Raw genomic sequence first — 25865 nt, forward strand, 5'->3', positions numbered from 1 at the left:
TACAACCCGGTTTACGTTTACTTTTCAACGGCCACGATGATTACGGATGCGGTTGATCAGTGGAATCAGGTGAACCAAAAAGTGGCCAGTCAGGTCAACGGGACGCACTTTGTGACGATTAATCAGCAACTGAGTTACGGTCAGTACCAATCAGCATCCGCTCAAGCGAAATTGAAACGCGAAACTAAAAAAACCAACCAGCAATACGTTGATCCGGCGGAAGTAGAAAAACTACTGCAGGATCAAACTAGCGATGAAAAGAACGATTATTTATCGTCCCATGATCATTTTCACCCGAATAAGCAGGGCTATACAATCATGGCAAAGCAGTTGAAACAGGCAATCGGCCAGCACGTGAACTGGTCAACGCGCAATTAATGAGTAATGGAGGGGTATTTTGACAACACCAACAAGACAACAAACGCCTAAAAAACGGGGCGTTAATCCGTGGAAATGGGCGTTTATTACACTGGCAGCAATTTTGATCATTGGGTTTGGCTACTTAGCTATCCAAATGCTGCGGGCCGGTTCGGAGCAAGTTAAACCAGCCACCAGCACGCCAACGTCAGCGGCCAGCTTTAACGTCACCCTGAATAAGAAACAGTTAAACGCGATGGCGGCCTACTACTTGGATCAGTACCAGACCGAGAGTAAGCAAAAAGTCACTTACCAATTTGAAGTTAACGATGATGCGGTTTTGACCGGCCAAACCAAATTACTAGGCTTACCAGTCAATTTTGGGTTATCATTAACGCCAAAGGTTTTAGCGAACGGCAACGTTCAACTTAAAGCGAAAAAATTAGCCGTTGGTGAATTAAGTATTCCCGTTAAGGCCGTTATGAGTTATATTAAGGCTCAGTACAATCTGCCGAAGTGGGTGGACCTAGATGTGAAGCAAAAAACCATTACGATGGATCTGCACCGCTTCCGGACCAACGGCGTTCAGTATCGCGCCCAACAAATCGATATGTCGGGTGACGGCCACTTCGAATTTAAAGTGCTTGTCCCTAAGACCAAGTCGTAACCGTAAAGGAGTGTTGATATGCGACAAAGCTTTTACCAATTTTTAATGACTCAACGCAACCCAGAAGACTATGAACCCGTGGCGGAATTTGCGAACAACGCTTTTTACGACCAAGGGTTTCCCAAGCAAGAAACCCACTTTGATGAATTATCCAAATACCTGGAGGAAAACGCCCCATATTTACCATCGATGACCATTTTTGATGACGCTTGGGTGCTCTATCAGGCGCAGGATTAAGTGCAACGTATCTGAGTAACTAATCAAATACGTGCAAAAAAGGACTTCAATAAGCAGATCCAGAAACGGGTCTACTCATTGAAGTCCTTTTTCATTGAAAATAGTTGATAATTTTTTCCGGAGGGGTACGCTACTTAATAAAGGGGGGATCGCAATGAACTTAAAAAGAATCACGGTGACTGGATTGACGTTAGCGCTAGGACTTACTGGTTTGATGGGGACCGCTAACGCCGCAACTAATACCACTACTACGAGTCATTATCAACTCGTCACAAAAACGACAACAGTTGGTCGAGTAACCATTCCGGCTAATACCCGCGTTTATGTGATCTACTTTTCTAAGAAGAATGGTCAGAAATATGCGACCGTTGAATTGAGCACGTTACGTTACCAAATCAGACACGCAACAACCGCAAAATACTTGAAGGTGCGGGTTAACCATAATCTGAAAGCCGTTAAATCGGTCGCAATGGATCAACTGCCAGTGATGCGGCAGCCCAAAACCAACGTTACCGATCAGGGGCGTCAGGATCAAAACACCACCATTCGGTTTACCAGTGATGGTTATGTCGAATACTTTAAGAATGATCAAGCAACGACTAAACCTACTTCGTCCACTAAAGTTACCAAATCTGCAGCTAAAGGTCAGACAACGTACATTTATGCCAAGCATAACATGCTGAAATTACCCGATAAAAAAATCAGCAATAAGGGAAATTACCGTTATCGGTTAATGGTTCACTTCAATGGGGCGCAGGCTGCGGCTACCAATGCAGCGCTCAGTTACTCGGTTGGCAGTAAGCAAAAGCTCTTTTATACGCCAGCAGGAAATGCTTGATTGACGGATGAACTGTGCTGTTTGAGAATCGTTGAAAGCTTTGATTAGACACTTTCTTTTCAAGATTATCACTAACTGCTAGTAGTTAATCAAAGGTCCGTTTATCGGACCTTTTTTGCTTTGTTCTAAAAGGAACGTTTATTTTGGCGAAACAATTCTACAAGCAGGTAGCGAGATTGACCGTAATTATTGATATAATGATGGGTAATGATTAAAGGGGGGATGTTTATAAATGAATAAGCAATTTTTAAGTAGGGGCACAGTTGTATCGATTTTAAACAAAAAACATCGGCGTAACTCACAGGGGGATTTAGCATGTCAAAATTAACTAAAGTGAGCGCTATTATCGTTGCATCCGCTGGTATTGCCGGTATAAGCATCACCACAAATGCTATCGATGCTTCGGCAAAAACCAAGTTCCGGTACTACCAAAACATCAAGGATAGTGACTACAGAGTCGTTAATAAGAAAGCTGTTATTTACAGTAACGGGGAAATTAATCATAAAACCAGTGCTAAGCTTGGCACCTATGGCACTTAGGTTACGGGCTACTACGCTTCGCACGTCACTGTAAACGGTAAAAAGTCGGTCTATTATAAGTTCAAAACCGATTCAGGTCACACGGGCTGGGTATGGCGTGGTTGGTTGAAAAAAGTGTCATACAAGACGCCCGCTCAATCTGGCGCCAATTCAAAGCCTAAGACGCCAGTTAATGTTTCTGACAGTTGGAACACTGGTAACCACGACACAGCATTTAAATTTTCCAATCAAGACTATGTGACCGAATTTGTTGCTAAGGTCAATCAGGAGCGAACTCAACGTGGGTTACAACCGCTGACATTAAATGCACAGCTTACTCAAATTAGCGACAAACGTGCTCGTGATATCGTTCAAAATTTCACTCACTACGATTCGGATGGGCAAAGTATTTTTGCCAAATACGCCAAGCAACTAAATGTTTCAACAGCCCATTCTGAAATCATTGCCTACAGCATGCCTTCGACGATCAATGTTGATCAACCAACGTCCAAAGACGCTGCTGATAATGATGTCGCAGAATACATTTATTACGATGGTACTAGTGACTGGGGCCATCGCGATATCTTATTAAACCCAGATTATAATATCATCGGGGTTTCCGCGACTTATACTAACGAAGATGTCTATGATGCTGCGATCCTTGGCACCAAATAACACCTGATTTCTAAAATGCCCCTCAACTGAAATGTTGACGGGCATTTGTTTATTGTAGACAGGCACGACTATCTGAACGAGTTAAAAAATGGTAGAATGGACAAGTTAATTGGACACCATTACGGTTTTAGACTTATTTATAGTTGGATTTAATGTGAAAATGGTGCTGTCTCATCAAAATAAATTCAAGAAACTTCAGTTAATATGATGACTAGATTTATTTACAAAATCAATCTATCAGACGACTTAAATTAAAGAACACCGGGGAAGGCAACCTCGGTATAGCAAAGGAGTTACAAACAATGGCAACAATTCAATGGTTCCCCGGCCACATGGCCAAGGCCATCCGGCAATTAGAAGAAAATTTACACTTAGTTGATATCGTGTTCGAACTGGTTGACGCACGGATTCCAAGTGCGTCCCGCAATCCTGAAATTGAACGACTCATCAAGGACAAGCCTCATTTGATGATTCTCACCAAGAGTGATTTGGCAGATCCGGAACAGACCCAAAACTGGATCAAGGCGTTCAAAGCAAAGGGCTTACCCGCAATTGCGGTGGATTCTAAAGCTAATATCACAACCAAGACCGTTACGAAAATTTCCCAATCACTACTGGCAGAAAAACTGAGTGTTGAAGCGCAAAAAGGACTTAAAGAACGGCCAATTCGGGCCATCACGGTGGGGATTCCTAACGTTGGTAAATCGACCTTACTTAACCGGTTAGTCAATAAACGAGTGGCCCAAGTTGGTGATACCCCAGGGGTGACTAAGGGGCAGCAATGGCTCCGGTCATCATCTAAGTTATCGTTACTAGATACTCCCGGTATTTTATGGCCTAAATTTGACGATGAGCAAACTGGTCAAGAGTTAGCCTTGACTGGGGCCATCAAAGAACAGCGATTTGCTAGTGATGATGTGGGGTTATACGCGCTGAATTTCTTCCGGACCTACTACCCAGACACGTTAGTCGACCGGTATAAGCTAAGTGAGGCTGATCAAGAACTTAGCGATGTCGATTTGTTATTGAAGCTGACTAAGCAATTTGGCATGAAAGACGACTACGACCGCGCCAGTGACCGGTTGATCCAAGATATCCGAAAGGGCAAGCTGGGTCGGTACACCTTAAACCGGATGGGAGCGGTTGAAGATGACTAAAGCGGTGTCGATTCAAACGTTAAAGACCCAATTTCAACAAGTGACGGATGAAAACGACCCGCTGTTCGACCAATTTGCGGCTGATCCTCGAAAAGGGGTTCAGGCGTTGATTCAAAAGACCCAGCACCACCTTGCTCAAATCGCTAATGAAAAACGCGCGTTTCAAGAGCGCTTTTTTTATGAAAACGAAGCACGGCAACGTGGCGCGCAGTGGATTGCTGGTATTGATGAAGTGGGTCGTGGACCGCTAGCGGGACCAGTGGTGAGCTGTGCAATCGTGCTGCCAGCGGATTTTGATGTCTACGAGGTTAACGATTCCAAGCAGTTAACGGATCACCAACGCGAACAACTTTATCCGCAGATTTTAAGTCAGGTGGTAAGTGTCGGCATTGGCATTGCAGACAATCGCCAAATCGACCGGCTTAACATCTATCAAGCCACGCGGGTTGCGATGCTATCAGCCGTCAGTCAATTAACGGTCAAGCCAGATCAGTTGCTGATTGATGCCATGCAGATTGATTCTGACATTCCCCAGTTAAAGCTGATTCACGGTGATGCGAAGAGTGTCAGTATCGGTGCCGCCAGCATCGTTGCCAAAATCTTCCGGGATCATCTGATGCAAAGTTATGACCGATTATATCCCGGCTATGATTTCGCCCACAACGCCGGTTACGGCACGAAAGCCCACTTGGCTGGACTAGCTGATCAGGGCCCATCCGCCATTCACCGAAAAACATTTTCACCAGTCACGAGCTATTTGTAAGTTGATCGCGTAGTTAGGAAAAAATCCTAACGAAAAGGCGTGATCAACGTGAATTTACGACGACTCTTACTACGACTTCGATTAGCGGATGGGATTGGCATCCGTGGCGAAAATCGCATTTATAACTGGCTTCAAGCGCACCCCAATCAGGCTAAACACCTCTTGCCCAATCAGCTTGCCACGATTGCAGAACTGACGGACCGGCACCGGGTGCGGTTTTGTGCGCACTTTGTGAGTCAACAGTTGAGTGAACGGGTGCAACAACACGTTGCTCGGCTGTCATTTGTCACCATTTTAGATCAGGCTTATCCAGCACAATTGCGAGAGGGATACCTCCCACCAATTGTGCTGTTTTATCAGGGCGATATTTCACTATTACGGGCGGAGAGGTTATTAGCCGTGATTGGGGCGCGTGATGGTAATGGGTACGCACAACGGGCACTGGAACAACTGATCCCACCACTGATCAGTCAGCAGGTGGTTGTGGTCTCTGGTCTAGCCCGAGGTGTTGACTCATTAGGTCACCGAGTAACGTTAAAATCTGGTGGCCGTTCCATTGGCGTCATTGGCACTGGGTTGGATCAGGTTTATCCAGGTGAGAATCGACGACTGCAGACCTACATGGCTGAACATGAGCTGGTTATTAGCGAGTACGGCTTAGGTGCTGTAGGTAAACCGCACCACTTCGTTGAACGAAACCGAATCATCGCTGGGTTAGTGCAAGCGTTACTCGTTGTTCAGGCTAAATCGAGAAGTGGTAGCCTCATCACCGCCAATCTGGCTCTGCAAAATAACCGAAATGTTTTAGCGTTGCCGGGCCGGGTAGATGACCCACTCTCCGTTGGCTGTAACGAATTAATTCTGGCCGGCGCAAAGCCCGTGTTAACGGCGATTCATGTGCTTGAAGAATTACCAGAATTGGCGGTGAAAACGGGTAAGCCAATTTAAAAACGACACCGGAACGAGATATTATATAGTAGTTTTTTGTTAGTTTTTTTGTTGACAATCCAATTTTTATGAAATATGATGTGAAAGATTTCATTGTTCCGTTTCACGTCTACATGAATAAGCGGTTTAAAGGAGTAATTGGATGGCAACATCAACGAAGAAAGCGACTAAAAAACGCAAACCACAAAAAAAACTGGTGATCGTGGAATCACCAGCTAAAGCAAAAACAATTGAAAAGTACCTGGGGCGAACCTACAAAGTCATGGCGAGCCTGGGCCATGTTCGCGACTTACCAAAGAGTAAGATGGGCATTGATTTTGAAAATAATTATGAACCACACTACATTTCCATCCGTGGGAAGGGTGATGTGATCAAAGACCTGCGTTCTGAGGCCAAAAAGGCCAAGAAAGTGTATCTCGCAGCCGATCCGGACCGTGAAGGTGAATCAATCGCTTGGCATTTGTCACACTTATTAAACCTTGACCCAACGGATAAGAACCGGGTGGTCTTTAACGAAATTACCAAGGATGCGGTTAAGGATGCCTTTAAGCAACCCCGCAGCATTGATATGGATCTCGTGGACGCCCAACAAGCTCGGCGAATTTTGGACCGGTTAGTGGGTTACTCAATTTCACCATTGTTGTGGAAAAAGGTCAAAAAAGGTTTAAGTGCCGGGCGGGTACAATCAATCGCCTTGAAGTTAATCATTGACCGCGAAAACGAAATTAAGAGTTTCGTGCCAGAAGAATACTGGACGATCGACTCTGAATTTAAACACCAACGCTCGAAGTTTGCAGCCAGTTTCTACGGCTTAAACGGTAAGAAACACGCCCTGCCTAACAATGATGAAGTTCAAAAGATTCTTGGCGAACTTGACCGTGATGGCGATTTTGATGTGACGAAGGTCACTAAGAAAGAACGTCGGCGTTCACCACAACCACCATTTACAACGAGTGCCATGCAACAAGAGGCGAACCGGAAGTTGAATTTCCGAACCCGGAAAACCATGATGGCTGCCCAACAGTTATACGAAGGGATCAACATCGGTAAGGAAGGTAGCCAAGGGCTCATTACCTATATGCGGACCGACTCGACCCGGATCTCAACGATTGCCAAGCACGAAGCTTCCCAATTTATTCATGAAAAATACGGTGAAGAATACGCCGCCACGAAACCCATCAAGGGTAAGTTGCCAGAAGGCGCGCAAGATGCCCATGAAGCCATTCGGCCAACCTCCGTTTACCGGACACCAGCCGATTTAAAGGAATATCTGACCAATGATCAGTTTAAGCTCTATCAGTTGGTTTGGAACCGCTTTATGGCTAGTCAGATGACATCCGCCGTAATGGATACCATGGCAGTCACCATCGAACAAAACGGTGTTACGTTCAAAGCCAACGGTTCCAAGTTGAAGTTTGACGGGTTCTTGAAGCTCTACAAGGACGGTAAGGAAAAGGATAACCTGTTACCTGACATCCAAGAAGGCGACCAGTTGAAACTCAACAAAACTGATCCGGCCCAACACTTTACGCAGCCACCGGCACGTTACAGTGAAGCCAACTTGATCAAAGCGTTGGAAGAAAACGGTGTGGGCCGGCCATCAACCTATGCGCCAACCCTCGATACGATTCAACGGCGCTACTACGTTAAGTTAGTCGGTCGGCGATTTGAACCCACTGAACTGGGTGATATCGTTAACCAAATCATTCAAGATTACTTCCCAGACATCGTGAACGTTGGCTTTACAGCGGGTTTGGAAAAGGAATTGGATGGCATCGAAGAAGGTCAGCAAGATTGGGTCAAAGTCATCGATGACTTCTACCAACCATTCTCTAAAGAAGTGACCCACGCCCAAGACACGATCGAAAAAATCCAGATTCGTGATGAACCTGCAGGCTTTGACTGTGATATCTGTGGGGCACCAATGGTGATCAAGATGGGCCGTTACGGCAAGTTCTACGCTTGTTCGCGGTTCCCAGATTGCCGGAACACGAAACCAATCGTTAAAGAGATCGGCGTTGTTTGTCCGAAGTGTAAACAGGGTCAAGTGATTGAACGCAAATCCAAAAAGAACCGGATTTTCTACGGTTGCTCACGCTACCCAGACTGTGACTTTGTCTCATGGGATAAGCCAGTCGGCCGTGATTGTCCAAAGGATGGGCACTACTTGGTTGAAAAGAAGATCAAGGGTGGCGTTCAAGTCGTTTGTCCAAACGGGGACTACGACGAACCCGTTCAAAAATAATTAAAGAAGAGTTTAAGTTTGACCAATTTTGACCTTTAGGGATTGAAGTTGGTCTTAAACTCTGTTAAATTACTTTCATGGAGGCGAGGTAGATGCCAGATTCAGTTGCGTTATTCATGACTTATCTGGAAAGTGAACGTCAGTATTCACCCGAAACGGTGACGGCATATCGAGAAGATTTGAAACAGTTTCAGCAATTTTTAACTGAAACTGGCGATCAAACCGATCTGCTGGCCGTGACGAAGCTTGACGTTCAGGTTTACTTAAGCCACCTCTATGACACGCATAAAGCACGAACCACAATTGCGCGCAAGATTTCGAGTTTACGCACCTTCTATGAGTTTCAGATGCGAGAAGGTAACGTCACCCAAAACCCATTTGCGTACGTCACGTTAAAGAAGCGGCCCAGTCCATTGCCACGTTTCTTTTATGAAAAGGAAATGACGGCGTTGTTTGACGCCACCGCTGCCAACGCTGACCCACAGTTAGCGTTACGCGATTCGGCAATTCTAGAAGTGCTCTATGCGACCGGGATGCGGGTAAGTGAGTGCTGTGGGCTTCAACTTGACGATGTGGATTACAGCGGACAGCTCATGCTGGTTCATGGTAAGGGCAATAAGGAGCGTTACGTTCCCTTTGGCCACTATGCCAAGGATGCGCTCCAACGGTATTTGACTGACGGCCGAGCGCCGTTAATGGCTAAATACCAAAAGACGCATTCTACGGTGTTTGTGAACCACTATGGTGATCCCATCACCCCAACCGGCGTCGAATATGTGCTCAATCAAGTGATCGATCGAAGCCACCTCACAGGTGACATTCATCCGCACATGTTGCGACACACGTTTGCGACCCACTTGTTAAATCATGGGGCTGACTTACGAACCGTTCAGGAATTACTGGGCCACAGTAGTTTATCAACCACCCAGATTTACACTCACGTTACCAAGTCCCAGCTTCAACGAGATTACCGGCGCTTTTTTCCACGCGCCACACACGATTGAATGACTATCAGAAAGTAGGGGGTTATACCATGCCAGTTAAATTTGAAGCAACCACCATCGTCGCGGTCCGGCACAACGGCCAAAACGCTATGGCGGGTGATGGCCAGGTCACCATGGGTGAAAAGGTCATCATGAAGGGCACTGCCCACAAAGTTCGCCGAATCTATAACGACCAAGTTGTCGTTGGGTTCGCCGGCAGTGTGGCAGATGCTTTTAACCTAGAAGAAAAATTTGAAACGCGCTTGAGTGAATTTAGCGGTAACTTGGAACGCGCCGCGGTTGAATTAGCTCAGGACTGGCGTTCAGATCAAAACCTCCAGAAACTTGAAGCGTTATTGATCGTGATGAACGAAAAAGACATGTTGCTGGTCTCTGGTTCCGGTGAAGTCATCGCACCCGATGACGATATCTTAGCCATCGGTTCTGGTGGTAACTTTGCCTTAGCTGCTGCTACGGCGATGCACCACCATGCACCGGATATGACGGCTAAAGAAATTGCTGAAAATGCCATCGACATTGCCGGCAGTATCGATATCTTTACCAACCACAACATTATCTCTGAGGCCTTTTAGCGACCTTAGAGTCGAACTAAAAAATCTAAACACACAGAAAGTAGGGATCTGATTGGACCCAATTACAAAAACACCACGCGAAATTGTGAGTTTGCTTGACCAGTACGTTATCGGCCAAGGGGCTGCCAAGAAGTCGATCTCGATCGCCTTACGGAACCGTTACCGACGGATGCAGTTATCACAGGACATGCAAGATGAAATTACGCCTAAGAACATGCTGATGATTGGACCGACTGGGGTTGGGAAAACTGAACTTGCTCGGCGGTTAGCTAAGATCGTTAAGGCGCCATTTGTTAAAGTTGAAGCCACGAAGTTTACCGAAGTTGGGTACGTTGGTGGCGACGTTGAATCAATGGTTCGGAGCCTAGTTGACGTTTCCATCAAGATGGAAAAAGATGCGCAGTTTGAAACGGTGCGGGCTGAAGCCACTAAACGGGCCAACAACCGGTTAGTGAAGTTGTTGGTACCAGGCAAGCAACCTAAGCAAAACCAACAAGCTGACTTTTCGAACTTGATGAACATGTTTTCTGAGATGCAACAGGGCAAGATGCCGGCTGCGGCACAACAACCAACCGAAGAAGTCACGGATGAGATCAAGAACGAACGGATGTCAGTTTCTGATCAATTGGCCAAGGGGTTATTAGAAAACCACGAAGTTGAAATCGAAATGGACGATCCCCAACAAGCCACTGCGGGTAACAACCCAATGATGAACCAAATGGGCATTGACTTGAGTGATACTTTAGGTCAAATGATGCCTAAGAAGCGGGTCAAGCGTAACATGTCCGTGTCAGAAGCACGTGAGATCTTGATCCAAGAAGAATCCGAGAAACTGGTGAACGACGGTGACATCAACCACGATGCCATCCAACGGGCACAAGATACTGGGATCATCTTCATTGACGAAATTGATAAGATCACGTCTAAATCAAAGCAAAACAGCGGCGAAGTTTCCCGTGAAGGGGTTCAACGTGATATCTTACCAATCGTTGAAGGCACTCAGGTTCAAACCAAGTACGGTCCAATTAACACGGACCACATCTTGTTTATCGCAGCCGGCGCCTTTGCGGAAAGCAAGCCAAGTGATTTGATTGCTGAACTCCAAGGTCGGTTCCCGATTCGGGTCGAATTGGACGAACTCAGTCAAGAAGACTTCGTTAAGATCTTAACGGAACCTAACAATGCCTTGATCAAACAATACATCGCTTTGATTGGCACCGATAACGTGAAGGTCACCTTCACCATCGAAGCCATCAACCGCATTGCTGAATTGGCTTACCAACTCAACCACGAAAACCAAAACATTGGTGCTCGTCGGTTACACACCGTCCTTGAAAAGTTGCTGGAAGACCTATTGTTTGAAGGGCCTGACATGCAAATGGGCGACATCACCATTACCGAAAACTACGTGAATGACAAGATCGGCAACATTGTTAAGAACAAGGATCTGTCACGGTATATTCTTTAATAAAATTATGCCGGAAATCCCGTGACTTTAGTCAGGGGATGGATAGGCCGCCGCGTCGCTGAAAGCGTCGCGGTTTTTTTGAACAAAATATAATGTTATTAGTATCAATCGAATCAATTGGTTGAAAAAGTTCTAGAAATGAGTGGTTTCGCATTTCATTCACCTTGAAAATAAATTATACCTTAAAAGTAATAAATAATATTATTTATTGCTAATTCTTGATATACTCAATTTATACCAGATTGGGGGTGAAAAAACGTGAAATCAATGAGTAAATTGGCGTATCATTACGGCCTAAAAGTGCGTATCTATCCCAGTGATAAACAAAAACAAATCATCAAAGTTAATTCAGATGCCAGTCGGTTCATTTACAATCAAATGGTGGGTATCAATCAGGAAATTCATCAACTAAAACGCGTTGGTTTGCCCATTGATACGATTCAAACGCGTTTGGCGCAACTTGAAAAACGGCGTAACGCTCGTGAACTTACGAATCATTTCAGTTTTTTAGCGGATTCCCGGATTGATAGTTTAGCTAAAGCCAATGCCATTCAGAACTACCAAAAAGCTTGGCAGCAGTTTTTGAAAGTCCATCATGCCGGTGTACCAAAGTTTCATCGTAAGAGCGCGGTTTGGCAATATCAAACGAACTGTCAGTATCCGGGTCAAACAGTAGCTAAATTGACTAATGGGACCGTTCGTTTTATCAATACTAACCAGCTAATCGTTCCTAAACTGGGTAAGCTGCGAATTCGAGGTTCTCACAAACGCCTTTTGAAGCGCTTATTAGACACTCGAATCGGGACGGTCACGATTATGAAAGATGCTTCGGACCGATTCTATTTAGCGATGCAGTTAGCTTCTGACTGGCCATTCGTGACCTATCAGGAATCGCACCCGGGGTCAGTAGGCATCGATTTGAACCTCGAAAATTTCTTAACCGATAGTAACGGACAGACGGTCGCTAATCCACGGCACTATCGAAACAGTAAAAAACGGTTAGCCAAGGAACAGCGCACCCTCTCTCGTCGAGCACGCCGAGCTAAACGAGAACATCGCTCATTGAAGACCAGCAAAAATTATCAAAAACAACGGCGCCTAGTTGCTCAGTTGCATGATAAAGTGCGGACGCAACGACACCAATTCCTTCATCAACTCTCCACCACACTGATTAAAAGTCACGATCTAGTGGTTGCCGAAGAGTTACGGAGTAAGAACTTGTTGAAGAACCACGCTTTAGCAATGAGTATCAGTGATGTTGGCTGGCGCACCTTTTTAGGGATGCTGACTTATAAAGCAAACTTATATGGCACTACTTTTGTGACCGTTGATCCACGTAATACAACGCAGGCTTGTTCTGAATGTGCGTTTGTAATGGGCACTGAAGGTACGAAAAAGTTGACTCTAGCACAGCGAAAGTGGCAATGCCCTAGTTGCCAAACAGACCATATTCGTGATTGGAACGCTGCGCAAAATGTGTTAGATAAAGGACTCAAGAAGCTCAAATCAGCCTGAAGCAAGGCGGTTCCTATGGCAACCTGGGAACCTAAACGGCGTTGGTAATTAGATGACCTCCACTTAGTAGCCGATGGGTGACTAAGCGCGTTATCCGTATCTACGCAAATTGTGGTTCGAAACCAGAGAAACAACCGTCAAAGTGGTTTTGGCTCACAAGCCCCTGACTTTTAGTCGGGGGTGGTTGACTATGCACTGCAAAAAGAGGCTGAAACGTTCAGTCTCTTTTTTACTGTCGAATTGTGTCCAGCGTAAGCATCGTTGTTGTCAGTTTGTGAAATGCGATGATTTGCTTGAACTGTCGATTCCGGTAAGCGGTTAGCTGCGCTGGCCGGCCTGAGCCAAAGGGCGGTCTCAAACCTCGAAGTTAAGCCTCGCCAAAACCCGTGCGAGTCTTAACTTCGTCCCCGATATTGATTGTATATGATTTTTCTTCTATACTTTGGTGTGAATACGATATGGTACTTGCACAGCCATTTGGTGTGCGCGAGACTGTTGAGCTTATTCGCCATATAACTTTCCCCTTTCATCTGCAATGTTGGCTTCGACTCCTTCATTCTAAGACGATTGGGGGATTTTTGTATAACCATTTTGTTTTCCACCCGCATAGCAGGTGGGTTTTTGTTTCGCACGTTTCACGTGCTCAACTGGGTCTAAAGACATACCGAAATCTTACATTGGCGCAATTCGGCGCCATTGCAGATCATCTCAAGTGCTTAATTGTGCGGTTGACCACGGAATTGCAACGACCGCCGTTGACAACCGCCAGATTTTAGTATCATGCAATCGTTGATTCATTGCTGTTGCTGAGCATTGACCATAATCGTTTATTACGGTTGTTGAGTTACCATTCAACGTCGCTATTACACAGTTTCGGCAACTTCATAATGTGACAGTCAGCAGTTTTGGTTGCCAACAGCGCACCATGTAGCGAGAGGCGGAGGCGCGCGAGGCTCAGCAGTGTCGGTATGACTTTGGCAATCGTGCCCCGTGGGGTTCGGGTCGCGAGTGCCTTAGTCATACGCGGGTCCGGAGAAATCCGGCATGGAAGTGGTTTTCTTCCATTCCTAGCTCGTAGGCCCGCGACCCAGCGAAGCTTGGAAGCCTATCTGGCCACTGCGTTCCAGCCTCGCATAGCGCCGGAGCCTCCTGCGGCATCCTCCCACTATCCAAAACCAGAATCACTGCACTTCACAAACTCATCATGCTTACGCTGGACACAAACGATAGCGCACTCATCACAATCTTAGTTGACGCCACGCAAAACAAAGGTCTATACTAATTCTAACAACGAAAGCTACGGGAGGAATTGCGCAGTGATTGAATTGAAGAATGCCGATTTACGGGTAAAATTGAATGAAAGCGGTGCCGAACTAACGAGTGTTGCCGCACCAGAAGATGGCTTGGAATACATCTGGCAAGCGGATCCGAAGTTTTGGGGTCGTCACGCACCAGTGTTGTTCCCAATTGTTGGTCGTTTGAAGGATGATCAGTATCAACTGAATGGTGAAACCTACCAGATGACGCAGCATGGATTTGCGCGGGATCAAAAATTTCGGGTATTGGACCACGATGACACTCATGCGGTTTTTCAGTTACAGGCTTCTGACGAAACATTAGCGAAGTATCCGTTTGAATTTGACCTACAGATTTCCTTTACGTTAGATGCCCATACGTTATCCGTAGCTTATCAGGTGACGAATCCTAACGACCAGACCATGCCGTTTTCAATCGGCGGGCACCCGGCGTTTAACGTGCCATTGAATCCGGCTGAAGGTGACTTTTCTGATTACCACTTAACTGTTGCGCCTAAGAAAGTTTACCCACAAGTACCATTAGTTGGACCATACAATGACCACCAACACGAAAAAATGTTGAATTTAACCACACCATTAACGTTAGACCACGATTTGTTTGATCAAGACGCACTGATCTTAGACCTTGACCACGTGGAGACGACCCTGATGCTTAGCACGCCGTTAAACGACCATGGTGTCGCGCTCACGGTTGAAGACGCACCATATGTTGGTATCTGGTCACCATATCCTAAACAAGCGCCATTCGTTTGTATCGAGCCTTGGTGGGGGATTGCGGATAGCCTTGAGAGTGATGGTGACTTTAGCCACAAACTCGGTATCCAAACCCTACAGCCACAGCAACAGTTCACTGCAAACTACCAAATTCGGTTCTTTTAGGTGAAAGTACTAAATCTTTGATTAAAATCAAACAAAAAAGGAGCGATGTCGTTTGACATGGCTCCACTTTTGTTAGACCCTTAAATGGTCTACTTCTGTTGTTGTCGTTGACGATGCCGGTAGCCGAGGCCAAACGAAACCATATTTTCGGTTCCAGCTTTGATGCGGCTAATATTGGTTCGGTGTCGATAAAAAACGAAAATGGTGAGGCAAACAGCAACGATCGTGAGGTAGACATCGTGAAACAGGATGCACATAATCACGATGATTGTAAAAGAAATCATTGACGCCAGGCTCACCATACTGGTTAAATAGATAAGGCTGACAAAACATGATGCCGCAATGACGAAGAGTAAGGGATTGTAAGCGAGTAACATCCCCGCGCTGGTTGCAACGGCTTTCCCACCTTTAAAATGGTCGAAGATCGATACGGTATGACCAAGAACGGCCATTAACCCGAATAAGAGCGGCGTTGCCGTTCCGAGACCCGTAGAAAGATGAAACCAGGTTGGTAATAAGGTTGCAACCGAGCCTTTAGCGATGTCCAAAACAAGAACGGTGGTCCCAGCTACTGGTCCCAGCACCCGAAACGTGTTGGTCGTGCCAATGTTGCCCGAACCAGCCGTTCGAATATCGGTGTGAAAGAATCGTTTACCGACCCAGACACCGTTAGGAATTGCGCCTAAGAGGTAGGCGAGGATTAAAAATAGCGCTAGTTTCAAGATCTATTCCTCCAATTGTGCATGATGACAAGTCACTGGCTAATATTTTAGCATGTTTCATGGGACTTAACATTGAATTTTTAAAGGAATCACAAAATCGCACTGATCCAAAATGAATGAGTTGAAAGGAGTCTTTTTAGTGGCGAGTAAAAAAGCAACGTATGACGCGTCGTCTATTCAGGTCTTAGAAGGCCTTGAAGCCGTTAGAAAGCGCCCCGGAATGTACATCGGTTCCACCGATGGCCGGGGTTTGCATCACTTGGTTTACGAAATCGTGGATAACGCCGTGGATGAAGCGTTAGCCGGTTTCGGGGACGAAATCAACGTGGTGATCGAAGCGGATAACAGTATTACCGTAACCGACCATGGTCGGGGCATGCCAGTGGGGATGCACGCTTCGGGTAAGCCAACCCCTGAAGTGATCTTAACGGTCTTGCACGCCGGTGGTAAATTTGGCCAAGGTGGTTATAAAACCTCTGGTGGTTTGCACGGGGTTGGGGCCAGTGTCGTTAACGCCCTGTCGTCAGAGCTAACTGTGACGATTGTTCGGGACGGTCAACTTTACGAGCAACAGTTTAAAGATGGCGGTCACCCAATCACCACGCTGGTGAAAAAAGGCAACACTCGAAAACCAACTGGGACCAAGCTGCATTTTAAGCCCGACTCAAGCATCTTTACGACCACGGTGTATAACTTCAACACCTTAGCGGAACGGCTTCGGGAATCAGCCTTTTTGTTGAAGGGCGTTAAGATCACGTTGACGGATAAGCGTCATGATCAAGAACGCGAAGAAGTTTACCACTTCGAAGACGGCATCAAGGAATTTGTCTCATACTTAAACGAAGACAAAGAAACCTTAGGGGACGTGATGTACTTCGATGGCACCAAAGATGGTGTTGAAGTGGAAGTTGCGGCGCAGTATAACGATGGTTACTCTGAAACCATTCTCTCTTTCGTGAACAACGTTCGGACCAAGGACGGTGGGACGCACGAATCTGGGATGAAGAGTGCCTGGACGAAGGCCTTCAACGAGTATGCCCGTAAAGTTGGGTTGTTGAAGGATAAAGATAAAAATCTTGAAGGTGCTGACGTTCGTGAAGGACTGGCAGCGGTTATTTCGTTACGCGTGCCTGAAGAACTGCTTCAGTTTGAAGGTCAAACTAAAGAAAAGCTGGGAACGCCTGAAGCTCGGACTGACGTTGATAGCGTGTTGAACGAACAGTTGGGTTACTACTTGATGGAAAACGGTGAATTTGCTCAAATGCTGATTCACAAATCGTTACGCGCTCGCTCTGCCAGAGAAGCCGCCCGGAAAGCGCGGGATGAAAGCCGGTCTGGTAAGAAGCACAAGCGAAAGGAACGCTTACTGTCTGGTAAGTTGACGCCAGCCCAGTCAAAAAACGCCGATAAGAACGAACTCTTCCTTGTCGAAGGGGATTCTGCCGGTGGCTCTGCTAAACAGGGCCGGAATCGGAAATTTCAGGCGATTCTGCCATTACGTGGGAAAGTCCTGAACACCGAAAAGGCGAAACTTGAAGACGTCATGAAAAATGAAGAGCTCAACACCATGATCTACACGATTGGTGCTGGCGTTGGGGCGGACTTTAACATTGCGGACGCTAACTACGACAAGATTATTATCATGACCGATGCTGATGATGATGGTGCCCACATTCAAACCCTGTTGTTGACGTTCTTCTACAAATACATGCGGCCAATGATCGATGCTGGTCGAGTGTACATTGCCCTACCACCGCTGTACATGATCCAAAAGGGTGCTGGTAAAAAGCAAACTGAAGATTACGCCTGGACGGATGATGAATTAGCCAAGCGGACCAAGGGCCTAAAGGGGTATAAACTTCAACGGTTCAAGGGGCTTGGTGAAATGGACGCCGAACAGTTGTGGGAAACCACGATGGATCCCGATGCACGGACATTGGTTCGAGTTCGCATTGATGACGCCGCTTTGGCAGAACGCCGAGTGACCACGCTGATGGGTGACAAAGTTGAACCACGGCGGAAATGGATCGAAGAAAACGTGGCGTTTACCATGGAAGAAGAGGGTAGCATCTTGGATAGTAACTTAGCCAATGCCGCTCACGATACCACGACGGCGCAATAAGCAATCTTCACTGTGAAAGGAGCGTTTTAAGTGGCGGGAACAAAGATACAAGAACTGACTTTAGAAGAAGTCATGAGTGACCGGTTCGGCCGTTACTCAAAGTCAATTATTCAAGAACGGGCGTTACCGGACATCCGTGACGGCTTAAAACCCGTTCAACGGCGAATCTTATTTGCCATGAACAAGGATGGCAACACCTACGACAAACCCTTTAGAAAGTCAGCTAAGGCTGTGGGGAATGTTATGGGTAACTTCCACCCCCATGGGGATAGCTCAATTTACGAAGCCCTCAATCGGATGAGTCAGGACTGGAAAGTTCGTGAACCATTGGTTGAGATGCACGGGAACAACGGCTCAATGGACGGTGATCCGCCTGCTGCCATGCGGTATACCGAAGCCCGGTTAAGTAAAATTGCCGGTGAGATGTTAAAAGACATTGATAAAGACACCGTTGATATGGTGTTAAACTTCGATGATACTGAATACGAACCAACCGTCTTGCCAGCGAAGTTTCCCAACTTACTGGTGAACGGGGCGACCGGGATCTCGGCCGGTTACGCAACGGACATTCCACCGCACAACTTAGGTGAAGTGATCGATGCGTTGATTTACCTGTTGGGACACCCAAATGCCGACTTAGACCAATTAATGCAATTTGTTAAGGGCCCTGATTTTCCAACTGGTGGCATCCTTCAAGGTCTTGATGGCATCAAGAAGGCCTACGAAACTGGTCGTGGCCGGGTCGTTGTGCGGTCACGAACGGCCATTGAAACCCTACGTGGGAATAAATCACTGATTCGCGTCAGTGAAATTCCATACGAAGTTAACAAGGCCGCGTTAGTTAAACGAATCGATGAACTTCGACTACTTAAAAAAGTGGATGGCATCTCCGAAGTCCGGGATGAATCTGACCGGGATGGCTTGTCGATTGCAATCGAGTTGAAGCGCGATGTTGATGCTCACGGGATTTTGAACTACCTGTTTAAAAACACCGACCTACAGGTGACTTACAACTTCAACATGGTGGCCATTAACCACCGGCGACCAGAACACGTGTCGTTGAAGACGATTCTGAGTGCTTACTTGGAACACCAACAAGACGTGATCGCTCGTCGGACCAAGTTCGACTTGGATAAGGCGTTGAAGCGCCAGCACATCGTTGAAGGGTTGATCAAGGCTTTATCAATCCTCGATGAAGTCATCAAAACCATCCGTGCCAGCAAAAACCGCAAAGACGCCCGCGACAACTTGATGTCAGCTTACGATTTCTCTGAAGCCCAAGCTGACGCTATTGTGGCCTTGCAACTATACCGGTTGACCAATACTGACGTGACGGCGTTAGAAGCTGAAGCCGCTGAACTCGCCAAGGCGATTGACAGTTACCAACGGATCTTAGCGGACCCAAAGGAACTGAATAAAGTGCTACGTCAGGAATTACGGGAGATCAACAAGACCTACCGTAACGATCGCCGAACTGAGATTCAGGCTGAAATTACACCATTGACCATTTCAACCGAAGTCATGGTACCTGATGAAGACGTGGTTGTTTTAGTCAGTCGGGATGGCTATCTGAAACGTAGCGGGGTGCGGTCGTATAACGCTTCTGATCCTGAAGATAATGGACTTAAAGAAGACGATTACCCAATCTTCACTGAAAAATTGAGTACGTTAAACCACCTCTACATGTTTACGAACAAGGGGAACTTGATCTACCGACCAGTGCATGAAATTACGGATGCGCGCTGGAAGGAAACTGGTGAACACATTTCGCAAACAATTGGGTTGGCCGATGATGAACAGATCATTGCCACCTACGCCTTTGAAGATCTCAAAGCACCGGGTGAATTCTTAATTGCGACCGATGACGGGTACGTGAAGCGAACCGAGTTTAAGTCGCTCTTACCTGGTCGGACGTACAAGAGCCGGGCGATCGTTTACGAAAAGCTCAAGCATCCAGAGGCTCACGTGGTTGACGTCACGTATCTAGCCAAACCAGAGGAGACATCGATTCTGTTGATGTCAAAACTGGGCTTAGCGCTTCGGTACGATTTAGCGGAAGTGCCAGTTAACGGTGCGCGAACTACTGGGGTTCGGTCAATGAACCTTGGTGATGGTGATCAAGTCGTTGATCTGCAACTGGTAACGGATGCGGACACGGTCAGCTTGATTACCCAACGCGGTGCCTTCAAGAAGATGGCGGCTAAGGAAATCTCAGTCACCACTCGTGCGCGTAAAGGGGTTCAGGTATTGCATGCTTTGAAGTCCAAACCACACGAAGTCGTTGACTTTATTAAATTAGCGGATGCAACGGCCGCTTTGGAAGTTATTACCGATCGTCGGCGAATGCACGATATTTTACCAGCGGAGCACCCGCTCAATAACCGCTACTCCAACGGCTCATTTGTGATTGACACAGAATCCGAAGGTGTACCAGAAATCCTGCGATTAAAACCCACTATTTTAACATTGTCTTAAATTTTATTAGTAATCCGTTATTTTTAGATTACAATAATTGCGTATTTGCTCAAAGATGGTTATTATAGCTTTGATAAATAAACTTTCAAAGACAACCAATCATTTAGGAGGCTTCCCCCATGAAAAGCAAGCAAGAAAGCATCTTTTCATCGAAAACGCTCACTTACTTTTTACAATTATCCGAAACAATGAACTATACGCAAGCTGCTCAAATTTTAGGCATCACGCAACCAGCTTTGACCCAACAAATTAAGAAACTTGAACGGACCGTTGGCGCCCGCCTGTTTTACTCCGTTGGTAAAAAACTGCGTCTGACGGATGCTGGGTACACGATGCTTGATGCGACCCATAAGATTTATGACGTGTTAAACGATGCAGCCGATGAGATTCAACAATCCACTAGCGCAACGCAAGGTGATATCAACGTTGGGATCTTAGCATCCGTTGAAGACAGCGTGTTTGAAGACTTTACCATTCAATCTTACCGAGAAAACCCAGATGTGAAGATTACCCTTCACATGCTGACTCGAAAAGAAATTTGGGACAAGTTGGAAAACAACCAGATTGACTTGGCCATCATGTACTTACCTGATGAATCAATCAAAAACTGGAAGCCGTATGAATCAAAGCGGATCATTAGTGATGACCTGTTATTCATTCACCACGACGAAAAGCTCAGCAAGAAGAAGCGGATCAAGTTTGCGGATACACCAAGTCGTCCTTGGACGACGTACCCAACCAACTACTACTTGAACCACGTGATGCGTGAAGCTTACAAGAACGCCATGGTTGACTTACCAGTGAGTGTGTCACAGTTTACGACACCACAACAACTGTTACGGTTCTCAACGCAGACCGGTGCTTACACGGCATTGCCAAACTCATTCGTGGTTGGCCAAGGCCCACAAGAAAACACTTGGACGGCGCGGTTTGAACCTAACATTCGGTTTGAATTAGCCTTTGTCTTCCGCTCAGGTAAGGATCGGATTCCCCGCATCGGTCATTTCTTAGCTCAGTTTGATCAATATTTGAAGACCAAGGATTATCTTGCTCGGTTGCAAGAAATTCAGCAAAATAAGTAAAATCATAGTAGAATAAGAGTGTTCGTATTTTATTATTTTGAGGAGCGATCAATTTATGTCAAAGGAACTCGTTTTTGGGCACAAAAGTCCTGATACCGACGCCATCGTGGCGGCTAAGGCTTACGCCTACTTACAATCAAAGTTAGGTTACGACACTGAAGCCGTTGCGCTTGGCGAACCTAACATGGAAACCAACTTTGTTTTAAACCACTTTAACGAACCAACACCACGGATCGTTAAGACGGTTGCTAACGAAGTGGATGCTGTGATGTTAGTCGATCACAACGAACCTCAACAAAGCGCCGATGATATCGCCGACGTTCAAGTGACACACGTGGTTGACCATCACCGGATCGCTGATTTTAACACGGCAGCACCTTTGTACTACCGGGCCGAACCAGTTGGCTGTACCAGCACGATCTTGACCAACATGTTTGCTGAAAACAAGGTTGAGATTCCTGCGCAATTGGCTGGTTTGATGTTATCTGCTATTATCTCAGATACGTTGTTGTTACAATCACCAACTACGACTGATAAGGACCGCGAAGCCGTTAAAGCCTTAGCTGAAATCGCTGACGTGGACTACCAATCATACGGTATCGAAATGCTGAAGGCTGGGACTAACTTAGCTGCTAAGAGCGATGCTGAATTAGTAGCTGCTGATGCTAAGTCATTTACCATGGCTGGCAAGAACGTTCGCATCGACCAAATCAACACGGTTGACTTAAACGACGTTATCAGTCGTGAAGCTGGCATCAAGCAAGCGATGGCTGACGAAGCCGCTAAGGAAGGCTACGACTTATTCTTAGTTTTGGCAACCAACGTGCTTGATAGCAACTCCGAATTATTCGTCTACGGCGAACCTAAGGACGTTGTTGAAAAGGCCTTTAACACCACGTTGAAGGACGACAAAGCTAACTTGCCTGGCGTGGTTTCACGTAAGAAGCAAGTTGTTCCACCATTGCAAACGGCATTTGGTGCTTAGTCACAACTGAATGAACGCGTTAAATTAAAAAGAGTGCTATAACCTCGGTGGAGGTGTAGCGCTCTTTTTTGTTTAGCGTTCAAGTAAAGCTGGCTCTAGATTGAAAGCACTTATGAAAAAAGCGGTATTCTGTGGTTACTAACTGAAAAAAGGCACGAAAAAGGCGGATATTGGTTGATTACCGCTAGCAATTATTTGACTATCCTAGTAAAATGTAATATAGATGTTATAACATGTAATAATTGAAAGCTCGGTTTAAAACTACCGCTAAAGAGGTCTGTGCAATGTACCGTTACTTTATCCAACCCCAACTTAATAAGTTTACCAAGTCGTTATTCGGGTATGAGTTCCTGATTCGTAAGTTTGATGATCAGCACTGGATCTTACCGGAAGACTTTAATGCGATCTTAGTGGACGTTCAAGCGGTACTGCTTCAGCAAACTGCTGGCAAATTGGCGCTTAAGATCAGCTCCGTGTCCTTTAATCTGAATCGAACACAGTTTATAAACCCGGAAATGGCGGATGCGTTAGCGAAGGTTCAGTTGGCGTTGTATCCGGTGCGGCTGATTGTTGAAGTGACCGAAGAACCAACGGATAAGGGCATTTCCAAAGCGCAGGTGGCCGCTGAAGTTAGCTATTACGATCAACATGGTATTCAAATCAGTCTTGATGATGTTGGTAGTGGAAATAATACGCTGGCCAACGTTGAGTCGTTTTTACCGCTGGTGCACGAAATTAAATTTGCGATGCAAAATTTTCGGCGTGAGGGTCGGGCAGCCGAGATTCCAGAACAGCTAGTTCATTGGCAAAAAATTGCCGATCAGTACAAATTGCGATTTGTTGTGGAAGGCATTGAAACGATTGAAGATGACCAGTTGTTGGATCAATTGGAGATTCCGTATCGTCAGGGCTATTACTATGGTAAGCCACATTTGTCTGATTAACTCACCAATGATTTATAGATTGATGTTATACTAGAATTAGCAAAACTAATCAAACGTGTGAGAAGGCCTGTCATGTATCGCTACTTTATCCAACCCCAACTTAATCAAGATACTCGGTCACTGATCGGCTATGAAATGCTGATTCGCAAGTATGAAGACGATCGTTGGATCCTACCACAGCATTTTGCAACGATTCCGGTTGCCATTCAAACTCGGTTACTGGCTCAGGTTGCACAGCAATTAGCACTCAAAATTGGGTCAGTGTCGTTCAATTTAAACCGGACTCAATTCGTGAACGCTGAAATGGCGGCGGCGTTGATTCAAGTCCAACATGCCATTTATCCCGTGACCTTGGTTGTCGAAGTGACGGAAGAACCTAGTGATCAGGATATCAGTTTGTCGCAACTTCAAGACCAGATTGTCGCGTTCGCTGAGCATGGCATCCAGTTTAGTCTGGACGATGTGAGTACGGGTGACAACCGGTACGCGCAAATCAAGTCGTTACTGCCACTCGCCAGTGAGCTGAAGTTTGCGATGCAAAATTTTCGGACTGAACAACGGGCCAAGGAGATTCAACCGGCCTTGCAATTCTGGCGTCAGGTAGCGGAGCAGTATAATTTACGGTTGATCGTTGAGGGCATTGAAAATGCGGATGATGAGCAATTGTTAGATCAGTTGGAATTGCCGTTTCGCCAAGGTTACTATTACGGGCGACCACATTTGTTTGACTATTAACCTAAATCGATTTTAAAACGGGGCACTTTTTGAGGATTATCCTTGAGAAGTGCTTTTTTTGATGTACCAGCGCAATTTAGTGTAAAGATGAGGTAATAGAAAACGGGTTATTATGATGTTTTAAAATGACTAAATCGGATAAATCCAATCATGAATTAGGTGTTATATAAACTTAAAGCGGTTAGCATTTTAATAAAAGCTGATAATTATTTTAATGATATATTAATTAACGGTTGAAAGTTAAAATACAACGTTATATAATTGGTGCAAGCTTGAACAATCTAAACAAGAGGGAGTCGATTTGTATGGCAGGAACGGTCGTTGTGTCATGGTGGGCCGCACTGATTGGGTTGGCATTAGCCATTATCTTAATTCTTAAAAAGTTAAACCCAGTGTACTCACTACTATTAGGGGCAATCATCGGGTCATTACTCGGTGGGGCGAACTTACTTCAAACGATTAACATTCTCATTGCCGGGTCACAAAGCGTGGTCGGGACGATTTTGCGGGTGCTGGCAGCCGGGATGCTGGCTGGGGTCATGATGGAGTCCGGATCAGCAGAGACGTTGGCACGAACGATCGTCACGAAGCTAGGGGACCGGTTAGCGATTTTTGCATTGGCATTAGCCACGATGGTGATTACTGCAGTTGGGGTCTTCATTCCCGTTGCCGTTTTGATTGTGGCCCCAATTGCACTAGAAGCCGGGAAGCGGATGCACATTTCAAAGTTAGCACTTTTGGTAGCGCTTTCTGGTGGTGGTAAAGCCGGGAACATTATTTCACCAAACCCCAACACGATTGCGGCTGCCAAGGGGTTCAACGTGGAACTGAGTCAAGTCATGATTGCTGACTTCATTCCTGCGTTATTTGGATTAGCTATGGCCGTTATCTTGGCGACGTTGCTAAAGAATAAGGGCTCACAGGTGTTAGACGAAGACCTTGAGAACTTAACGGCGGATGCGGTTGACGTTGAGAACTTACCTAGTTTGGGGAGTTCCTTAGTAACGCCAGTCGTTGCAATCGTCTTATTGTTACTTAATCCGATTGGCTCAGTGCTCAATATTACGGCATTAACGAAGTTGAACTTAGATGCCATGTACGTGTTACCGATTGCGGCAATCATTGGTGCAATCGCCATGAAGCAGGGCGGTAAGCTAAGAGAATACGCCAAGGCTGGGATGAGTCGCATGACGGACGTTGTCTTGATCTTATTAGGCGCCGGTGCGATCGGTGGCTTGATCACCAACTCAAGTTTGCCTGAGCAGGTTATCGCTTTAATCAAAGCGGCTCACGTTTCAGGCACGTTATTAGCGCCAATTGCTGGGATCTTAATGGGCGCCGCTGCTGCATCAACTTCGACCGGGGTTATTTTAGCAACCGGCTCGTTTGGCAAGGCCATTCTCGGCTTCGGCGTAGCACCATTAGCCGCCGCGGCCATGGTGCATACCGGTGGCGTTGTGATCGACCACCTGCCACACGGGAACTACTTCCACGTAACGGCGAACGCGATGCACATGGATATCGCCGAACGGTCAAAGTGTATTCTTTACGAATCACTCGTTGGGTTGACCTGCTGTGCGGTTGCAACAATTATGCTAGGCTTCTTAGGCTAGTTGCGCGGTATAATTAGAGTATCGATT

23 protein-coding genes and 1 pseudogene are annotated in these 25865 nt (G+C 46.1%); 22 read left to right on the top strand and 2 right to left on the bottom strand.

The window, feature by feature from the left end:
* From ACYVR3_RS06535 to ACYVR3_RS06600, 14 genes are all read left to right on the top strand, one after another.
* On the top strand, positions 1–378 hold a 378-nt coding region (locus ACYVR3_RS06535; RefSeq protein ID WP_461243564.1), incomplete at its 5' end, for an SGNH/GDSL hydrolase family protein.
* 19 nt (positions 379–397) lie between these two features.
* Complete coding sequence (locus ACYVR3_RS06540) at positions 398–1024, top strand: YpmS family protein (protein WP_461243565.1); 627 nt, start codon at positions 398–400, stop codon at positions 1022–1024.
* Positions 1025–1042: 18 nt separating this feature from the next.
* Entirely contained in the window at positions 1043–1261 is a 219-nt protein-coding gene (locus tag ACYVR3_RS06545) for a YozE family protein (protein ID WP_054735571.1), read from the top strand.
* A gap of 154 nt (positions 1262–1415) precedes the next feature.
* Positions 1416–2099, top strand: a complete 684-nt coding sequence (locus ACYVR3_RS06550; protein WP_461243566.1) for a hypothetical protein — start codon at positions 1416–1418, stop codon at positions 2097–2099.
* Between the two features lie 315 nt (positions 2100–2414).
* A complete protein-coding gene (locus tag ACYVR3_RS06555) occupies positions 2415–2639 on the top strand; it encodes a hypothetical protein (RefSeq protein WP_461243567.1) in 225 nt (74 codons plus the stop codon).
* A 114-nt stretch (positions 2640–2753) separates the two neighbouring features.
* Complete coding sequence (locus ACYVR3_RS06560) at positions 2754–3293, top strand: CAP domain-containing protein (protein ID WP_461243613.1); 540 nt, start codon at positions 2754–2756, stop codon at positions 3291–3293.
* A gap of 302 nt (positions 3294–3595) precedes the next feature.
* Positions 3596–4450, top strand: coding sequence for a ribosome biogenesis GTPase YlqF (gene ylqF / locus ACYVR3_RS06565; protein ID WP_461243568.1), 855 nt, complete (start codon positions 3596–3598; stop codon positions 4448–4450).
* Complete coding sequence (locus ACYVR3_RS06570; RefSeq protein WP_461243569.1) at positions 4443–5213, top strand: ribonuclease HII; 771 nt, start codon at positions 4443–4445, stop codon at positions 5211–5213. The genes ylqF and ACYVR3_RS06570 overlap by 8 nt, the downstream gene beginning before the upstream one ends.
* Positions 5214–5261: 48 nt before the next feature.
* Positions 5262–6161, top strand: a complete 900-nt coding sequence (gene dprA / locus ACYVR3_RS06575) for a DNA-processing protein DprA (protein WP_461243570.1) — start codon at positions 5262–5264, stop codon at positions 6159–6161.
* Positions 6162–6303: 142 nt separating this feature from the next.
* Positions 6304–8406 carry a type I DNA topoisomerase gene (gene topA, locus ACYVR3_RS06580; protein ID WP_057152224.1) on the top strand — a complete coding sequence of 701 codons (2103 nt, stop codon included), beginning with the start codon at positions 6304–6306 and terminating at the stop codon, positions 8404–8406.
* 92 nt (positions 8407–8498) lie between these two features.
* Positions 8499–9410: a tyrosine recombinase XerC gene (gene xerC / locus ACYVR3_RS06585; RefSeq protein WP_461243571.1), complete on the top strand. Its 912-nt coding sequence runs from the start codon at positions 8499–8501 to the stop codon at positions 9408–9410.
* 29 nt (positions 9411–9439) lie between these two features.
* Positions 9440–9982, top strand: a complete 543-nt coding sequence (gene hslV / locus ACYVR3_RS06590; protein WP_054735534.1) for an ATP-dependent protease subunit HslV — start codon at positions 9440–9442, stop codon at positions 9980–9982.
* A gap of 52 nt (positions 9983–10034) precedes the next feature.
* Positions 10035–11450, top strand: a complete 1416-nt coding sequence (gene hslU, locus ACYVR3_RS06595) for an ATP-dependent protease ATPase subunit HslU (RefSeq protein ID WP_461243572.1) — start codon at positions 10035–10037, stop codon at positions 11448–11450.
* A 258-nt stretch (positions 11451–11708) separates the two neighbouring features.
* Entirely contained in the window at positions 11709–12965 is a 1257-nt protein-coding gene (locus ACYVR3_RS06600; protein ID WP_461243573.1) for an RNA-guided endonuclease InsQ/TnpB family protein, read from the top strand.
* A gap of 407 nt (positions 12966–13372) precedes the next feature.
* Here ACYVR3_RS06600 and ACYVR3_RS06605 read toward each other — a convergent pair.
* A pseudogene (locus ACYVR3_RS06605) lies at positions 13373–13477 on the bottom strand (transposase); the annotation flags it as partial.
* Between the two features lie 804 nt (positions 13478–14281).
* On the opposite strand from ACYVR3_RS06605, the gene ACYVR3_RS06610 reads away from it, so the two are divergent.
* The gene (locus ACYVR3_RS06610) at positions 14282–15160 is read left to right on the top strand and encodes an aldose 1-epimerase family protein (protein ID WP_461243574.1); all 879 of its coding nucleotides are present in this window, start codon (positions 14282–14284) and stop codon (positions 15158–15160) included.
* Positions 15161–15249: 89 nt separating this feature from the next.
* Here the strand turns inward: ACYVR3_RS06610 and plsY are convergent, their stop codons facing one another.
* Positions 15250–15882 (bottom strand): glycerol-3-phosphate 1-O-acyltransferase PlsY, encoded by a 633-nt coding sequence (gene plsY / locus ACYVR3_RS06615; protein ID WP_082404944.1) that lies wholly within the window; start codon positions 15880–15882, stop codon positions 15250–15252.
* Positions 15883–16021: 139 nt separating this feature from the next.
* Between plsY and parE the strand changes: the two genes are divergently transcribed.
* The 7 genes from parE to ACYVR3_RS06650 all read left to right on the top strand — a co-directional run bounded on the left by parE (position 16022) and on the right by ACYVR3_RS06650 (position 25838).
* Entirely contained in the window at positions 16022–18004 is a 1983-nt protein-coding gene (gene parE / locus ACYVR3_RS06620; RefSeq protein ID WP_461243575.1) for a DNA topoisomerase IV subunit B, read from the top strand.
* Between the two features lie 72 nt (positions 18005–18076).
* On the top strand, positions 18077–20479 hold the full coding sequence (gene parC / locus ACYVR3_RS06625) for a DNA topoisomerase IV subunit A (RefSeq protein ID WP_057152300.1): 2403 nt from the start codon (positions 18077–18079) through the stop codon (positions 20477–20479).
* Between the two features lie 119 nt (positions 20480–20598).
* Positions 20599–21561 carry a LysR family transcriptional regulator gene (locus ACYVR3_RS06630; protein ID WP_057152292.1) on the top strand — a complete coding sequence of 321 codons (963 nt, stop codon included), beginning with the start codon at positions 20599–20601 and terminating at the stop codon, positions 21559–21561.
* A 55-nt stretch (positions 21562–21616) separates the two neighbouring features.
* Positions 21617–22546: a manganese-dependent inorganic pyrophosphatase gene (locus tag ACYVR3_RS06635; RefSeq protein ID WP_057152291.1), complete on the top strand. Its 930-nt coding sequence runs from the start codon at positions 21617–21619 to the stop codon at positions 22544–22546.
* 284 nt (positions 22547–22830) lie between these two features.
* Positions 22831–23490 (top strand): EAL domain-containing protein, encoded by a 660-nt coding sequence (locus ACYVR3_RS06640; RefSeq protein ID WP_461243576.1) that lies wholly within the window; start codon positions 22831–22833, stop codon positions 23488–23490.
* Positions 23491–23562: 72 nt separating this feature from the next.
* Entirely contained in the window at positions 23563–24225 is a 663-nt protein-coding gene (locus tag ACYVR3_RS06645) for an EAL domain-containing protein (protein WP_461243577.1), read from the top strand.
* 305 nt (positions 24226–24530) lie between these two features.
* Positions 24531–25838, top strand: a complete 1308-nt coding sequence (locus tag ACYVR3_RS06650) for a GntP family permease (RefSeq protein ID WP_461243578.1) — start codon at positions 24531–24533, stop codon at positions 25836–25838.
* Positions 25839–25865: the final 27 nt, after the last annotated feature.

The sequence above is a fragment of the Secundilactobacillus muriivasis genome, assembly GCF_054785195.1.

Coding starts and splice junctions, on each gene's coding strand:
- ACYVR3_RS06635 (WP_057152291.1), top strand. CDS start 21,617: ATGTCAAAGGAACTCGTTTTTGGGCACAAAAGTCCTGATACCGACGCC.
- ACYVR3_RS06570 (WP_461243569.1), top strand. CDS start 4,443: ATGACTAAAGCGGTGTCGATTCAAACGTTAAAGACCCAATTTCAACAA.
- topA (WP_057152224.1), top strand. CDS start 6,304: ATGGCAACATCAACGAAGAAAGCGACTAAAAAACGCAAACCACAAAAA.
- ACYVR3_RS06640 (WP_461243576.1), top strand. CDS start 22,831: ATGTACCGTTACTTTATCCAACCCCAACTTAATAAGTTTACCAAGTCG.
- ACYVR3_RS06650 (WP_461243578.1), top strand. CDS start 24,531: ATGGCAGGAACGGTCGTTGTGTCATGGTGGGCCGCACTGATTGGGTTG.
- ACYVR3_RS06645 (WP_461243577.1), top strand. CDS start 23,563: ATGTATCGCTACTTTATCCAACCCCAACTTAATCAAGATACTCGGTCA.
- parC (WP_057152300.1), top strand. CDS start 18,077: ATGAGTGACCGGTTCGGCCGTTACTCAAAGTCAATTATTCAAGAACGG.
- ACYVR3_RS06555 (WP_461243567.1), top strand. CDS start 2,415: ATGTCAAAATTAACTAAAGTGAGCGCTATTATCGTTGCATCCGCTGGT.
- ACYVR3_RS06630 (WP_057152292.1), top strand. CDS start 20,599: ATGAAAAGCAAGCAAGAAAGCATCTTTTCATCGAAAACGCTCACTTAC.
- xerC (WP_461243571.1), top strand. CDS start 8,499: ATGCCAGATTCAGTTGCGTTATTCATGACTTATCTGGAAAGTGAACGT.
- hslV (WP_054735534.1), top strand. CDS start 9,440: ATGCCAGTTAAATTTGAAGCAACCACCATCGTCGCGGTCCGGCACAAC.
- ACYVR3_RS06545 (WP_054735571.1), top strand. CDS start 1,043: ATGCGACAAAGCTTTTACCAATTTTTAATGACTCAACGCAACCCAGAA.
- ylqF (WP_461243568.1), top strand. CDS start 3,596: ATGGCAACAATTCAATGGTTCCCCGGCCACATGGCCAAGGCCATCCGG.
- ACYVR3_RS06550 (WP_461243566.1), top strand. CDS start 1,416: ATGAACTTAAAAAGAATCACGGTGACTGGATTGACGTTAGCGCTAGGA.